This window comes from Microcoleus sp. D2_18a_D3, from assembly GCF_036702455.1.
Classification (GTDB): domain Bacteria; phylum Cyanobacteriota; class Cyanobacteriia; order Cyanobacteriales; family Microcoleaceae; genus Microcoleus.
In genome coordinates this window covers 99,710-116,201 of sequence record NZ_JAUBTK010000005.1, presented here as the reverse complement: position 1 = coordinate 116,201, position 16,492 = coordinate 99,710, and the positions used below count along the sequence as shown (strand labels likewise).

Here is a 16,492-nt window from a genome sequence, read left to right as displayed (position 1 = left end):
ACAAATGTTGCCCAATTGCGTACAAGGCATCTCAATCAAGTTGCCTCAACTGGGTGTAGTGGAATTCATCAAGTCAAAGGATATCCCAGACGGGTTTGTGGTAAAACAAGCCCGCAAGCGTTCGTAAAGCATCAGGGTACTTCATCATGCTTTCGCTCTTGTGTGATGTTAATGTTCCTGATGTCATAATGATGGGGAATTCATCGGACATAAATTGTTCAGCCTATTTCTTTCGCTGCACTCGCAGTTCACAAATACAAGGCTGAACTGAGCATCAATCGCTCACGCCATAAATAACTCATCCTGTCCCCTCTTCTGCAAGCTCCAAGCGGTGCGCGTAAGTGTTGACGAATTGCCCCGAAAACAGGGATTTCACCATTACCTGAGCCCCTGCAACAGCTCTAACGACATATTTCTGAACTTCACCGCAGAATCTCACCACCGAGCCAACTTTAAGCTCGAACGGTGCAGTTTGGGGTACTTTTGGCTCATAAGTGGGAGTAACGTGATTTTCGGACTCTATCGCCTGATATGAAGCTGCAACTCCCATCCCTTCTGTTGTTAGTGTTGTCTCTGCGGGTTCAGTTTCCACTCCGAACACTTGAGTGGCGTCAGCCAATTCCTCGCCCAGAGGTGGCACACCCTCAGATATCCCTATATTATTATCCGACCCTGTGCCGACAGTTCCCACCTCATCATTCTGTTGAGACACACCCTCAGACAACACACCCTCAGATATCCCTATATTATTATCCGACCCTGTGCCGCATAGTATTTCAAACCCTCCCTTAGCCACCTGTACCACCGCTTCCATGTCCCGCTGTTTCCACACCTCAAAAATCGCTGCCCTGCCATCCTTGGGGAATTGGAACTGGTAAACCCTCACCCGCTTTGGTCGCCCTAAAGCATCTCGTTCCTCCGACCTTTCTTGGCGAACCCGCCGCAAAGTAAAGCCCAGCTTACCCCTTAAAATATACTGCACCACCTCCATTGGCTTAGCCTTGGGATTGACGCTGATGCCCAAAAAGTCTTTCACATCAACAGAACATAGCTTAACCCGCTCAGCAAAAGCTATCACTTGCGCGTCAGTCCCTCGAAATTCTTTATCTGGGTTTAAAAACTCCATCACTCCCAATTTCTTAAGTGCTTCCACCCTTGCGGTAAATAAGCGTAAATCTTGGGGACAAACCTTACCTTTACCCCTTTCCTGATGTCCAGCCAAGTGATTTTTATCTCGCAACCTGACAAATTCAGGGTCATAAGTTAGATAATAATGCAGGCTAATTTTTGGCAACCAGCCATCATCATCTCTGAGTTTTAGTTCGGGCGTAACAGGCACTCCATAAGTATCCCACAGTTGATATTTACGCTGCTTCTCTAGTTCTAGCTTCGTCTTAGCCCGCTTGTCCTTCAATTTCAGGTATTCAGAGAGAGTAATGTTTTGAGCATTGGCAACCCCTGAAGCCTCAGCTACCTTATTCTCTTGTCTGATTATTTTTGCCTCATCACTAAGACAATTAGCTACAGTTTCTAAGTTTTCCAACTCCTCTTCTAATTTTTGCGCTTGCTCAGTTAGCTGTTCCAATAAAACCCTGTCTTGGCAATTGTGAGCAGCCAATTGTTGCATTTGCAGAACTTTAATCTCCCAATGTAATTGAGTCTCTCGACACAATGTTATCTGATGCCCTTCAGCCTTCAATCCCTCCAAAATAGCCTCTCTGTAGTTCCACATTCCAACATTGATTCTAGCTGCCATTAAAGCCCAAGTCCGCAAGTGAACAGGGTCGTGAGCCATATCTATGTCAAAATCCACACCGTGCAACAGTTTGATATTAGTTTTAATGACTTTCTGCTGAGATTTAATTATTGCTCGATAACTAGCGCTGCCATTGCCAATTTTGCCGAAACCAAATTGTTGAGTCCAAACAAACCAAGGCACATTTTCATCCCTTACACGGGCTAGAGCTTGCAAAGCGTCATTGACGGCTACCGCCCCTTTAAAGATGCCAAAAACTGCTGTAAAGTAACCTCGGATATCGATGCTCACACCTGTGCCAATCGTGGGGCTGGCGATGATAATATCGTAGTTTTTGATCTTAGCATTGAGTTGCTCAATGCAGCCATAAGCCGGATGATTGGGATCTGCTACTGATTCGCTATCAATCCTAAGAATTCGAGAATTGGGAAAGCGTCGTTGCAGTTGGGTCTCAAGGTTGCGACAAGACCATTTTCCTGTTACTTTTTGAGAGTCTTCTACAACCATAATACGCGGTCGGGATTGCTCTTTAGGACAAAATTCGGCACGGCTTTCAATGTCGCAGCAAGTGACTTCTTGAGAGAGAATTTTCTCCATTTGAACATACAGAGAAGCCGGGTTAGAAGTGGCAAAAAAAGTCACATTTCGCCCGCGTTTTGGCTGCCACTCATTGATAACAACCCAAGGGGAAATAGGAATGCCTGCTAGGGCTATTAGGTAGTCTATGCTGTAATCCGATAAATCTGCATCTTGGGCAACAACTAAGCCGCCAGTTGTCAAGACGTTGTGGATGAGTTCTTGCAGAGTTTGCAAGATGGCGACTCGGTTTTCGCGGCAAGTTGAACTGTTTAAGGCGTGCCAGATGACTTGTTCGCACTCATCGATGATGACGATCGCACCGGACCAGTCTTCAGGATTAAATTTAGCTTGAGAGAGGGGGTGGAGGCTGTCTATGCACAAGCCGTATCCGAACAGTTTACCAAAGTCTGAGTCTCTGGTTTCGTCGATGTAGTTGATTCCTAAGCTGGCGCAGATCGCCCTGCCTAGTTGAATCCTATGGGTAATTATCAGCACGCGGCGATCGCCTGTGGAAAGGGATTGGGAGACTAAGTTGGTCAGGGCTTGGGTTTTGCCGGTGCCTTTGGGGGCTTTGATGCAGGCTAACCCGGACTCTGGATAGGGGAGTTTTCCCAGATAGCGAGAATTTAGCTTTAAAGACGCGGGATAGGTTAAAAGCCATGATTCCCTAGCGAGCCAGAATTGGAAGCCTTGCGCTTCATTTTTGAGGGCGCTGAAGGCATCTTCGCCCTTCGATACCACGAAATCGTCAACGCCTTTTTCTGGCCCTGGCAGGTTGATGACTTTGACGGGGCAATTAGCGGCTGTGAACAGGCGACCGAGTTTGCCAATTTCCCGGTTGACGTTCTGGACGGTTTGGCGTTTGCTGTCGCGGTCAAAGCAGATGTAGATTTCACGTTCCTCTGTGGCGAAGTGTTGCAGTTCGGGGATGAGGTAGGGGTCGCATTTTTCCCCTTGAGGGGTTTTGGTTCTGACACCGCCGGTGACACCGGGGAGGGCGATGGCGGCGTAACCCAGTGTGAGTAAGCATCCGGCTTTTTTGGCGCCTTCGACGATGATGACCGGGATGTTGTTGTCCCATACCCATTGCCAGAAGCCAAGTTGTTTGTCTGAGTTGTCGATGGGGACACCGTAGCGTTCTGCGACTTTTGCCCAGATGTGGTCTGGGACTTGCAGGAAGAAGGCTCTGGTGGGGCTTTTTGGGGGGTGTTCGTATTTGACGGATTTGATTTTGCCTTTGGGGTCAAAGGTATTTCGGGGCTGGTGGGGTTTGAAGCAGCCCCAATACATGGGCTGCCAGTTGTTGAGGGGGTCAAGGCCTGAACACCACCAGCCACCGTGTTCGATGTGGCTGTAGTGCTTTCTGGCCCACCGCCATTGTGCGTCGGGGTGGACTCTGCCGGAGGCGGCGTTGATTTCGTACAGGAGGTAGGCGTAGGGGGCGTCGCCTGAGAGGATTTGGACGTTGAGGGCGATGAGGTCGGGGTCTATGCCCGAAGCCAGCCATTCGGACAGGGGGGAGATGGGCGCGTTCACAGCACACCTCCGGTGTTGGTCAAATGGAAGGGCTTGAGCCAGAAGGGGTCAGGCGGGGTTGAGGGGGTTGTGAGTAGGGGTAGGGGTGTTTCTCTGGTGTCAGCAAGGCTGCAGGCAATTCCCGTGTGTTTGGTTTGACGGCAATGCTTCCAGCACCTCAGATAAAATTCTCTCGTCACGTTTTAGATTTGGCAGAATTTGAAATCAATCCTCAGCCTGTCTGACTCGGCTGCTGCGGTTAGTGACACTCCCTCAAACTACTCAAACTACTCAGGAGATTTTTAGGCGCTGAAAGCTATACAGGACAAAGGTTTCAAATTTAAAACTTTTCCGAATACCCCCAAAACTTTTCCGAATACCCCCAAAACTTTTCCGAATACACCCAAAGTGTTTAGGCGCTGAAACTATTGTCAGATAAGAGATTCAAGCAAATTTGCCAATCTTTTAGGTGTTTAGCTGTTTAAACACTCTGCTGCTCAAAATGCTAAAAAGACCCCCTGAACTGGGAGTCTTTCCGCTGGAGCCACGATGCCTTCTGGTTGGCTAGTTACTCATTTAAGCCAAGGTGACGAATTATCTTGGTTTTCAGGCTGGGCTTGATGGTATGTGGATAGCAGCCGTTCTCAATCTGAGATAGCTGGGATGCTGAGATCCCCAGCTCTTTTGCCATTGTTCTCAGGCTTTCTTCCATAGTTTTCCGAGCTTCTCTCACCCATTGACCAAAAGCTATGGGTTCGGTTAGGTTGGCTGCTGGCTGAGCTGGCTTCTGCTTGTGGGCGGGTCTTTTGGGCGGTTGCGGTTGCTCTGGTTTTGGTTCGGGTTGTTGTGGGTGTTTGGGTAGCGCTTCTGGCTGGCGTAAAGTCCCGTTAAGCTGTAGCCAGGTTTCAAACCAGTGATTGGGCTTTTTAACTTTGCTGTTTGGATGCGCCCAGTCAGGGACATCGGGCTCGTAGTCAAAGAGGTACGGGTATTCAAAATTTCCCAGTGTTTTCAGCCCTCGATCGAAGCTGCGTTTTAAATTCGAGGCAACAACTCCCTTTCTCTTGGCTGTCTCTATATCGTTTTTATACCCAGTTCGTGTCAGCAGCGTCTCTATTTGATACCGACCGTTTTTGTGTTGTTGCAGGGCAAATAGGGCAAAATAAGCCAGTCTGAGGGCCATTTTTTCCTGGTAACAATCTAGTTTTAGCGCCTCGCTGGTAATGTAGCCAAATTCCCGCAAGTATTCGTGACCTGCAAATTTGTCAAACCATTTGCCAGGGCGATAAGTGATTTCAATATCGATTAAGGTGTTTTTGTCTTGTTGATGAAACACCTCGGTAATTTGAAAAATATCCCAGAGATTGGAGCGTTCAATAGTAAATATTTTATTGCGTATCCGCCAAGATTTAACGGAAACTTCTAATCGCTTTAGTAGATATCCATGATGAACTAAGGCTCTTAGTTTTTCTTCTTTAGAAAGGTATCGGGCTGGCTGGCTATTGGCGTCTCGTTCGGCTTTTGGGATGTAGTGTTTCTTTTTATTATTTTCACCAAAGTCAGCTAGGAGTTTAGATGCTGATACTGTAATTTCCTCTCTCCCGGCTTCGGGTTTGCGGAAGGCAATCATTGCCAGTGCGTAGTGCAGTTTGAGGGTTTCTTCTCCGAAGTTCTGGGCGATAATTTCCTTAGCTTGATAGGCAATTTCAGCAAAGTCTGTTAGGTCAAAGCGATCGCGGATTTGCAATTCCACTCGACCTTTGGAAAAATCTTTGCAACCATTTAAACTGGTTTCGCTTATTTCCCAGAAATCCATACCAGTGACTCCAGCCGTATAGACCGTATCTGTGATTGCACTACTGGGGCATTCTTCGTAAAATTTTGTTCGGCAGAGCCGGGGTTCTGTAGATGACTTATGTGACCGTTGCGATTGCTTTAACTTCGCGTTGGGTCTGTCGCTAAGGTTATTAGAGCCTGCATTAACCTCAAGGCTTTGATTATCGCAGATTTTCTTGCCAGACATGGGGGCGATCTGTCTCCACCTGTTACGGTCAGTCCATTGTGCTTGTCAGGTTGATGGGCTTGCTGGTTACAAAGCTTTCTCGCATCACAAAGTAAATCGCAGGGCTGTGGGGCCGTTGCGATCGCTCACCCAGTAGTGGCGGTGGCAGGGCTGGGGGTAAATGTCAGCGATCGCTATCAACTCTGCTACAGCAGTGTCGCGCCATTAGGGTACGTTCAGCATTGTTGAGTTTGAGTTCGAGCTTCAGGGGGTACATAGCAAGCGTGAGCGAGTCAGGAGTGCCAACATTGATACTTATTTTACCAGTCACAGGTCCAGAAAGACAAGAACACCGTGTTTTTTTGGACAAAAAGCACGTATGGGGCGCTCTACATCAATTTAATATGTTTGTGGGTCGGTGCTCGGCAGTCACTCGCAGACACGATTACCAGAACATATCTGTTGATTTAGAGCTTCTGATTTGGTATTATTGAAGGACTAACGCTAAAATTTTTGGCTCCCAAAGGGGCTAAAAATTTCGGCAAGGACTAACACTAAAATTTTTGGCTCCCAAAAGGGCTAAAAATTCCGGCTCCCAAAAGGGCTCTGACTATGACTAGGATCGGTGGTCATAACTGTCAAAAGACCCCGGTTATTTGATTTGTAAGAAGCGTTCTGGTTAAAGAAAAACGTTCAGAATGGGGATTCTAAGGTTGTTTTTCTGACTAACTGTTCGCTTTGACTCATCCAACAGCCTCACTTGCGACTCGGCTAGAGTTTAGAGTGAGGCAATATTTTTATATGAACTTACCATCGGCTTCTCGAACGCAGTCAAATTTTTATTGATTGCCTTCATTTGCTAACACTTCACCAGCCTGGTAACGAACTTCGAGTCATTCCCGAAGGCGATCGCATTCCCAATTGATGTAAAGAAACATTTCTGTTTCAAAGAAGAGGGATAACGTTCCCGATACGAAGTTGGAGTATTGGGTCGAGTAAACGGGTTTAATTTCCTGGAATCAGAGTTAAAGGAGAGGGCGAAAAAGATGACGTTTTGGGAATTTCAAACACAGGTTCGCGACTCAACCCTAACTGCCCCAATGAAATAACAACAGACATTGATAGATTAGTTGTTTCAGCAGCTTTAGCAATACCCGTACCATTTCGAGCTAGAGCGATGAACTCTCGAACTTTAAAAACTACAGGGTCGTTGGGAGGCGTGTAACCTCTTCGGATAGCAATGCCTAATCCCCGTTCGATGTCGCCGATCGTCGCCGTTCGATTGTCTGCTAAAGTTACGCTTGGCTCCTGCCCGGGCACTACCGTAGAGATGGCAATGCCATTATTAGTAGGTTGCCCGTCCCGGTGAACGACATTGAAAGTATAAAGGCGTTCAATTCCTTCAGGAGAGCGAGTTTTAACAAACAGGTTAGTAATGTTTGCTGTTGTAGCGCCAGGGAATTGTAAGGGTTGAATCGGTTGGACAAATATGGTTCTAGCTTGGTTAGTTTTTAATTCAGCATCAGTGTTAAAGACAGCCCTGGACGGATCTGCCAACCGGATGTACGTAATGACTTCACCAGTCTGGCTAAAGTCAATAACGCTGGAACGACCAGACCATACTTGAAGGTTGGTAGTTGCATTTGTTGCTGCATCTCTTCCTACAATTTTTAGCGCCGATGTTTGAGCTTGCCCAATATTGACAGTGCTGAATGCAGTGGCAATTATTAAGGCAGGAGAAAGTAAAGCCAGACGAATTTTCCGAGTGAGTTTTTTCACGGTTATATTACCTCCAAGATTTTTGTATAAAGCCCGGTGTGAGTAAGCCGAGTCGTGGAAAGAGGAAGTCCAAGAAGTGATTCTTGGAATTTCCGTTCCTTTAGGGCGGGGAAGATGTCAACTCCGTTATCTCTGCACTGTGACAAAGGCATTGACAAATACCGAAACTTGAGTTCCTTCTGGTACGATCGCCACGTTGCCTCGCTTCAAAAGTTCTTGCGCGTCGCGATCCGATCTTTCTCGCAGCCGTTGGGCAGTAGGTGTAAAGAATCCCTCTAAAGCGGCTGCTAAAATGTTAGGTTCAGACGAGGTTGTTGTTTTAACAGCCGTACTTCCAAAAAAGCCGCTCTGCTGGCTGAAAGTCTCTTGGGCGGGTCGATTAATTATTTCTCCTACCCGCCCTAAGCTACCGAGAATTCCTACTAAAATATCAGCCTTGGCTATTTCAGAACCTCTGTCAAATAAACTGTCGGCAATGAGAGGTTGGTTATCGATTCCGCGAACGATTAAGTATCCGGGAGGAATGGGTACTTGTTGGATGCGACCAGCAGAATCGGGGTAAACAAGCGCCACCACGCTTTGAGAAACCAGGCGATTTCCGCGCGTGACATTTTCTACTTGAGTAATTAAGACGGTGCCGGACGGCAAGGCGATCGCCCCGTCAGTTCCTATCACGTCCTCGGTCAATTGGACGGCAAACCTTCCGGCTGTTGGGCTTTGACCTGCTTCGTCCCAAATCATCGGCACGATTACCTTGGCTTGAGCCGATGACCCGATGGCTATCTCTCTCATTGCTGTGCTGCCTTCAGTGTTTTCGCCGGCGGTCGTGCGGTTGAGGATTCCAGCTTCTCCAGGGCTCATGACCTTGGCGTTTACAGCCGAGCCAGCAGCTCCAATTGCGATCGCGGGTATCTCTTGCATTGGTGCAGTCGATTGTGGGCTTTTTGGCGAACTGACTAGCACTGGCTGCGGGTTTTGAGAAATCGGCGGCACCGGCTGCTGTTGGGACAATGGTACCGGTGCTGCTACTGGCGCAATTGCTACTGCACTGGGGGGCGGTGCCGGTACTGGCATTGCTGGCGGCCCGGCAGGGTAGCTTGCCGCTGTCATCCCCGGCGCGATTGCGCTAGGAAAAGTTGCGGAACTGGCAGAAATACCTCCAGCATTTAGCTCTTTAATTGCTTGACCTCTGCTTTGCCCCAGAGAAGCTAATTGCGCCCAGCGCTCGTAAGGGTCTACTTTTTCTGGTGAAGGCGACCGGGGTGGTGGCGCAGGTCGAAGTGCCAGCAGTGCGGGTGGCGGCACAGGGCGCGGTAATGGCGTCGGACGAGGGCGAGGCGGGGGCGGTGCAGGTGGCTGTGCAGGGCGCGGTAACGGCGGCTGTGGAGGAGGAATGGTCTGTACAGTCCTTGGCGGTGGCGGATTAAAGTTTTGAACCTGCCTCGGGGTTTGAGACCTTCTAACGGCAGGTGCAGGTTTTGGTGCAGGCGTCGGTTTGGAAGCAGGGGTCGATCGATTTTTAGGTTCAGGCGGCTGAACTTCTAGCGCCCGCTGCTGATCTTGAAATGCCAGCCGGCTTTTTAGTTCTCCTGACTCGTCTTTAGAAACTTGAGTCGGTTTAGGGTTCGGCGTCTTTGCCTGTTGGCGGACAGGTTTAGGAGCAAAGAACACAAACCAAAAGAATCCCAAGATGCCGAGAACTGCGCCAGTACCCATTAATACTGAAAATGTCCGAACTTCGGGCTTCTCAGAAACAGAGCGGGTTTCTGCTCCTTCGCTGTCCTGTTTAATTCTGTGCTCGGAGGCCAATAATTCATCGGCGTCTCCGTCATGCCCGGCCAATTCTCTTTCCTCCTCACGGCTCAACTTTTTGCCATTGCTGCTAGGGCCATTAGGAGCGTTAGCTGCCTGAAAACCGTTAGAACTGTTGGAAAAGTTATTGGCTGCATTAGAGGAGTTGTTGCCATTAAAACTGTTGGAAAAGTTATTGGCTGCATTAGAGGAGTTGTTGCCATTAAAAGGGTGGCTAGTTGTGCTGCTAGGCGGCGTACTGTAGGAACTTTCTTCAATTTCATCGGGTTCGCCATCAAATTCGCGCCAATTTTGAAGTTCTTTTTCGTTCATGTTTTTACCTGCTATTAATTGGGTTTAAATTCGGTAATTTTGTTGATTTCTAAGCCCGCCGAGCGAAGCTCATAAACTTTTTGTTCAAAAGCTGAGGCTTGGCTACCTAGCGGCGGGGTTTGGATTTCTACAGCTTTGATTCGGAAAGTGCGATTGAAAGGAATTCTTTCATCGATTCCTGACGTGCGATCGACGAGCAACCGGGTAGCAATCATGTCAATTTCCCATTCGCCCGGACGGACTTCTCTGGGTTCGGATAAAAAAGAAATGATGACAGTTGCTCGCAATTGACCCGTAAAAACTTTATTGGGGACGAGTTCAGCTATGTCAGGGAGAGAAGCTTTGCCAAACTTGGGTTCTAGGAGTAACGAAGCAAAATAACTGCTGGTAGGAACTCGTTTGGAATTGACTTTAATTCCTGAATCTGTATCGTTAGTTCCTGGTATTTTATTGTCCCAGTTGAAGGTTAACTCTGCCCAAGTTTTGACAAAATTTTGGATAACTGAGGGATACCGAAAAAACCGATCTCGTTCCGCTACATAGTAAGTTTGACCATTGATTAGCTGGACTTGCGTTGTCTTCATAGCAGCTACCGAGTTGATTCGGTACGCGACGAACAGGTGCAGAATTAGGGAGAGGATATTCACTCCAGTTAAGATGAGGAAGCACAATGCCAGTAGATTTTTAGCTTCTGGCAACAATGCAGTTTGTGAAAATCTTTGTACCTTCATAAAACCTTTCGGTAAGTGTGAAAAACCCGTAGTTGTAAGTTAGGGAGAAAACACGGCACGAGTAGCTAAAGCTACTTTTCAGTCCTGGCGCTACAAGCACCTGGGGTTAGTGACCGAATAATTAGTAATTCGCAATTAGTTATTCGGAATTTTCCATTAAAGAAACCGAGCGCTGAAATAATTAGTATTTCGGGATTTCTCATTAGTAATTTATAATTCAGGATTAAAGAAACCGAGCGCTAATTCCGAAATACTAATTATCAAGAAACGAATTACTTTCACTACCACGCATTTATGCGTGGGTAATTACGAATTCTCAATTCCGAGTTACATTGACATCACTTAAATCCTTTGTTCATTGCCAAATTAGCGGCTGCTCCTATAGCGTTGCTCAAAACATCGATGAGTTGTTTGGCATTGCTAGCGATGCCGCTGTACAGGGCAATTCCTCCTCCGCCGGCGATTAATAGAGCTAATCCGGGTGCAAAAATGCTGATTAAAAAGAGGAAGGCGACATCGCTGGCTAATTCGGCTCCAGAATTGACTAGCACGGTGGCTGCCAATCCGACGACGATGTTGTATCCAAGTTGGACGCCAAATAAACTCAGAAATCCAGTTACCCAAGCCCAAATCGGTCGGCCCTGCAAGGGAAGTAGCGACAGCCCCATCGCGATCGGCGAAAAGAGTGCTGTTAGTAAGAGCGCTGCTTCAAGGATGTTGACAAACGCCCACTGGATGCTATATAGAATGAATCGGATGATTGGCACTGCTTTTTCTCTAAACACTGAACCGGGGTCAGTTATAAAAGTCGCGGCATCTTGAGCAGCGCCGGGCAAGCTATTATTCCAGAGGATTTCAGCAAAAGCCCGCAGCGCTTGCAGAGGGGCTGAGCCGGCGGCTTGCCTTTCAGCTTCGCTAACAATTTTCTGAGCAGCTTCTTGCTTGGAATTCCAGCAAGTAACCAGTTCTTCTCCTACTTTATTTCGGCATTCGCCGTAGAGATTTTCTAGTTGTTGCCGGCCGATGTTGCTGATAGTGACGTTGGCGATCGCGTCCCTAAATGTCATTTCTCCTAGTTGCGCTTCGAGGACACCTTGGACTTGCCTGTAAGCAAAGCTCCTGGTAAAAATGACGGTATTTGCTAGCAATTTGCCGTTAGCGCCGAGGAACAGCATGATGACGAGCGGCCAGACGAACAGTGCTGCCAGTTCTGACCATGACTGCTTTTCGATAATGTCTTTCCCGCTGCTTAGAGTTAAGAAGAGGATGCTGACGGCTGCTAGGGTGATGCCGAGCGATACTAGACCGACCCACAGCCCCGAAGCGATGGGGTCAATCGTGCTAATCCAAACTTTGTCCCAAGATTCTGAGGTAGTCTTAGCCAGGTTAATTGACTCGCTAACAATGTCCAAAGCTGACCCTTCTGCGCCACTCGTCGGTGGTGTAATTTGTGCTAGAAATTCTCTCATTTGTTTCTCGGGAAAAACTTCAACTTTGTATTCAACAACACGGTCAGTCTGCACGCAAACTAGACAATAGTCGTCGGTGATGTCTGCTTGCTCCCCAACTTGGGCTTCAAGCCAGCCGTGTTAGAAGCGCTTGACAAACTTTTTAAGAGCGATGCTTGACAATTTTTTTTAGAGCGATACAGTCAACAGCTACGCTCAATTTGTGTTGTCAAAATCTTTGCTAAGCCAAGAGACGATCGCCGATTCAATTTAACGGCTCGGAGTATTAATCGGGAGCGGCGAACCTGTTAGTTGAAATCGGAGTTGTGTTGCTGCCGCTCGGTTTTCCCAAGTAGCCGCCGCCGGGGAGCATCAGCATTCCCGCCTGGTAGCTGGCTTGGTTTCCAGACGCAGTGCTGCCTCGGCGATCGCCCGTGTTGAGCGCGGATATTTCCTTAGCAGCTTGCGACAGCAGCACATTATTAATGGCCCGATCTGTGCGAGCTTGCTGAGCTTCCTGTAAATTTCGCATCTGGACTTGTGCGCCCAATGCGGTCTGCTGCGAGAGGTTTTGGAGAATTTGTTGAGTAACGTCGAGGCTCTGCGATTCTTCGCCCAATTGGACGTTTTGTTCGGTATCTTGGCGAGTTGCTTCTAACACTTGGAAGCTGTTGTTTTGAGCTTCTTTGCTGAGGGTTGCTCCGTCAGCTATGCCGATAGCGGCGCTGCGCTGAGCTTGAGCGTCTAAGTCAGACATGATGGTATATGAACCTTTGCCGTCTAATTTGCTCGACTTAGTTTCGAGTAAATCTGACAGTTTCGTTCCTTCTGTCTGGGATGTTGGAGCTTTAATAATTTGGCTGCTGACTTGGCTCAAATCAGGAATTTGGATAGCTCCGAGAGAAGAGGAAAGGAGTTCGTTTAAAGAGCCAAATAGCTCGTTTTGCACGAAACCTTGGATGTCGCCGATAAAATCGTTGACTTGTTTGAAAACATCTTCAATGGGAGCTAAGAAACTTCCCGCAGTTGGGGCTGGATATCTCACAGCCGATTCTTGTGTACTTGGGATGAAAGCGTTTGGGGCTGGAGCTTTCACGGCCGATTCTTGTGTACTTGCCCCGAAAACGCTTGGGGTTGGAGTTTTCACAGCCGTTTCTTGTGTACCGGGCACGAAAGGAGGAGTTGCTTGAGCTAAACTTGGCCTGACTTGAACGATTAATTCCAAGCTGGCTAACAGGGAAACTGCTGCGAGTTTTGTAGCAGGTTGCTGCATCAATTGAAGTCGGTATTTCATGGGAGTTATTTTGGTAATTTTGCAAAAAATTGAGAATTGTTGCTGTGAAAGTCGGATGCCATTTTTTGCTGAGCCTTGGCAGCTATGGTAGTAATTTCTAAATTTTGACCAATGTGGTCGAAGCCTTTTCCTTCTTTCACTGCTGCAATGTATTCTTGGGTGAAATGCTTTAGCCCTTGAAGCTGCCCTTTGAGGGTAGGAGGATATTGAGCCATGATGCGATCTCGGGCTTCTTTTTCATTTTGATTGTTAGCAACTGATGCCAACATCATCTCTCCGGGGTAGAATCGCGATCGCCAAAATCTTCCTCCTTTCTCAATCAGCCAGCACGAGTAGAGGTCAGCAGCTCTTGGCAGAAAAGATTCCGTTGCATTTGAACTGATAATTTGCGGGTCGTACCCCAAATATTTGTGAGCGGCTGCCACCCCAGAATTGGTTATTCTTCCGGTAATTCGGTAGACCATATTTTGCATAATTTGTGCTCCTGCAGAACATTCGCAGATAGCATCAAAATCTTGGCTCAATAGCAAGACAGCTATGCCATCTTTTCTGCCAGTGGCGCAGAGTTCGCCGACAACTGATGCAAAACCATCTTTTTTGAGTAGGACGCTCAATTCGTCTCCAATAAATAAGCTTTTGGGGTGAGAAAGAGCGTTGCGGATGCAAGCAGCATGGGCGTTAATTGCCATTAAATAGGCATCTTGTTCGTTAGACAGTCCCGATAGGGCAAAGAACTTAACAGCAGGTTCTGGCGAAAACGTGCTGGGCTGACCGATCGCTTTTCCCAAGCGGGATGTTAGCAAAGCATTTCCTTGGCTGAGGATTTGATTGATGGCTAGCCTATCCAGTTCTTCAAACGATTTGAGGTTGAGCCTTTCTTTGCTGCAAAACCTCAGCAAATCTTGGAGAGTTGGCATTTGCTGCCATTCGGGAGATTGCCACCCTCTTTCAAATGCCTTGTTGTAGCGAGCGATGATTTCTGGATCTCTAAGGTACATATCGAGCATTCGCAGGATAATTGAATCTACCCGCTGGGCTAAGTGGGGATGGTGAATTTTGCCCATAGCGATCGCCACCAGAGCTTTGCGGATAAATTCTTTCCAAGATTCCATCCGCCGCTCTCTTTCGGCTTTGTCGAACTTGCGGAGGTCTGGCGGTTCTACTAAATTGCTAGATCCTTGACTGATGTCGTAATATGCGCCTTGGTCGCCCAAAAGTTCGATCGCGGTTTTGAAGGTACTGTTACCCCCGCTGCTGATGTCCATCCCGACAACAGGGATATTATTCGCCAGAGCTTCAACGGTAAAACGCCACCCCAAAACGCTCTTGCCTGAACCAGAGGAGCCAGTAATTAAAGCGCGGCTAATTTGGCTGTAGAACAAGTCAATAAAAATTGGCTTTCCGCCTCGATGGGTAATAAATTCAACTCCTTTTTTATCCAAATCGCGGGGAACTGTTAGTGGTAGAATTCCAGCAGCAGTTTCAGTGTCGAGGGTGAGGCGGCGTTCGCTCAAAAATGAACCGCTATGCAGCAACCATTTCCAAGTAATGGGCAGGCATTGCAGCCAAATATCCCAGGCAACGTTCCGCTCGCGGATGACTTTCGCAGTTCCAAAACTATTAGAGAGTACGTTACAGGCTTGGCTTAATTCTTCCGCAGTGTTTCTGTACACTAAAAAGGCAACGGCTGCATTGAGGGGTACGGCTCCTTGGTAAAGCCGGCGCTGGGCGTCGAAAGATTCCTCCTGTTTAATTTCAGCGCCAATATCGCGCCCTTGCCCTTTAGTTATAGCTCTGCTGCTAGCGGCTTTTGCTCCTTTCGCTTGTCGGGCCAAGTTATCATTAATTACAAGGGAATTTCCGGCGCTAATTTCTACAATAGCTTCTGTATCGCGGACGTAGCTTGAGGACATCACCTCCCAAATCCATTTCAATTGCTGGCGGGTATTAATCCAGCCTGCGGGCGCGTCATACATTGTCAGAACAGCGCATTCTTTTCCCTTTCCCGTTAGATAGACGCGGTTGTTGCTCTTGCGGTGTTCGGGGCAGGAGGATACGCCATTCGTTCCTTCAATCAAAACTGTAGAAATGTGTTTTTCAGTCGTCTTAATTTCGCTGAGTTGATAGCCAGAAGGCGTTTCTTCAAGTTTAACAACTTGAGGAATTTGCGGTGGTTTACTGCTGTTAAATCGCTGCCACAACCACTCCCAAAGTTCAGATGAATTCATGGGACTAATTTCGAGTCCCATTTTGGTATTCAGGAGAATTTCCCAGCGGAGGAATCCTTGTTCAAAAGAGTTGAGTAGCAGTTTCGTGTAAAATTGCTCTCTGTAAATTCGCGTGTTGCCCGCAATCGTTTCCACAATCGAATCGCACAATTTTTTGACCCCATCAATGGCTTTGCCAATGAAATCCCTGGAGATGGTTTCGCCTTCGTTATCGGCCGTCCAAGTACAGAAAGCAATTTGCTCCCATACCTGCCTGGTACCTTGATGAGTTTGTTGGCGGAGGCGGTACTGTTCGTTTCGGAGCAGTACAGATACGGGTTGGAGTTCAGCGGTGTCAGCCAATTGCTCTAACTCTTTTTGCCTCGCAGCATCACTGCTGTAACAGCCGGCGCAGAAAGTAATTTTTTCACTGGGTGGGATGTCTTTCATTCCTTCTTCAAGAGAAGCTGCAAATGCCGACACTTCGTTCCTAAACAGTAGGTTGTGAAGCCCTCGGAGGCGGAATCCAAATACCAGTTGGTAGTTAGTCCCGTTATTGAGGAGCATCCCAGACACTTGCCTGCCATCTTTTTCAATTTCCACCAAACAGCAGAGGTTAATTTCATTTTGGAAAGGCATAAATTTGCTCCTTCCACCATATTGATTGGGTACAATTTTGGGCTTCAATTTGACCCGCATTTGCGAATCGTAAGGCTTGCCTTGGATGCTAGGAGGGCGCAGGGAAGAGATGGGAGAAATATAGAAGCTGTCGCCGCTGCACCACTCATCTCCGGGGGGCTTGCGGAACTTGTCAGTAAAAAGGTGGGGTTGATTTCCTGTTAGGAGCCACCAGCTTACAATCAGCCAAAGCGAGACAGTGAAGAACCAACCCAGTCCCAGGCTAAATAGACCCATCGTTAAGATGTATGCAATGGCGGTCAAGAAGCACCAAGGTAGAATTTGATTGGCTGGAATAAACCCGATACTTGCTTGTTTGCCCAGGATTTTATTGACTCTGATAAAGTCTTTTTCGGGATCTCGCAAAGCCATTGGTGAC

General features: G+C 47.7%; 9 protein-coding genes. All 9 read right to left on the bottom strand.

What is annotated here, in order from left to right; translation table 11 throughout:
• Window positions 1-298 precede the first annotated feature (298 nt).
• Window positions 299-3,871: a plasmid replication protein, CyRepA1 family gene (locus QUB06_RS04290; protein ID WP_333434252.1), complete on the bottom strand. Its 3,573-nt coding sequence runs from the start codon at window positions 3,869-3,871 to the stop codon at window positions 299-301.
• Window positions 3,872-4,418: 547 nt separating this feature from the next.
• Window positions 4,419-5,666: a helix-turn-helix transcriptional regulator gene (locus QUB06_RS04285; RefSeq protein WP_333434251.1), complete on the bottom strand. Its 1,248-nt coding sequence runs from the start codon at window positions 5,664-5,666 to the stop codon at window positions 4,419-4,421.
• A gap of 370 nt (window positions 5,667-6,036) precedes the next feature.
• Window positions 6,037-6,183 (bottom strand): hypothetical protein, encoded by a 147-nt coding sequence (locus QUB06_RS04280; RefSeq protein ID WP_333200604.1) that lies wholly within the window; start codon window positions 6,181-6,183, stop codon window positions 6,037-6,039.
• A gap of 674 nt (window positions 6,184-6,857) precedes the next feature.
• Window positions 6,858-7,631, bottom strand: a complete 774-nt coding sequence (locus tag QUB06_RS04275; RefSeq protein WP_333434250.1) for a hypothetical protein — start codon at window positions 7,629-7,631, stop codon at window positions 6,858-6,860.
• 126 nt (window positions 7,632-7,757) lie between these two features.
• Window positions 7,758-9,755 (bottom strand): hypothetical protein, encoded by a 1,998-nt coding sequence (locus QUB06_RS04270; protein WP_333434249.1) that lies wholly within the window; start codon window positions 9,753-9,755, stop codon window positions 7,758-7,760.
• 14 nt (window positions 9,756-9,769) lie between these two features.
• Complete coding sequence (locus QUB06_RS04265) at window positions 9,770-10,486, bottom strand: hypothetical protein (RefSeq protein ID WP_333434248.1); 717 nt, start codon at window positions 10,484-10,486, stop codon at window positions 9,770-9,772.
• A gap of 338 nt (window positions 10,487-10,824) precedes the next feature.
• A complete protein-coding gene (locus QUB06_RS04260; protein ID WP_333434247.1) occupies window positions 10,825-11,955 on the bottom strand; it encodes a hypothetical protein in 1,131 nt (376 codons plus the stop codon).
• 265 nt (window positions 11,956-12,220) lie between these two features.
• Window positions 12,221-13,228: a hypothetical protein gene (locus QUB06_RS04255; RefSeq protein ID WP_333434246.1), complete on the bottom strand. Its 1,008-nt coding sequence runs from the start codon at window positions 13,226-13,228 to the stop codon at window positions 12,221-12,223.
• Between the two features lie 5 nt (window positions 13,229-13,233).
• Complete coding sequence (locus QUB06_RS04250) at window positions 13,234-16,485, bottom strand: hypothetical protein (RefSeq protein ID WP_333434245.1); 3,252 nt, start codon at window positions 16,483-16,485, stop codon at window positions 13,234-13,236.
• Window positions 16,486-16,492: the final 7 nt, after the last annotated feature.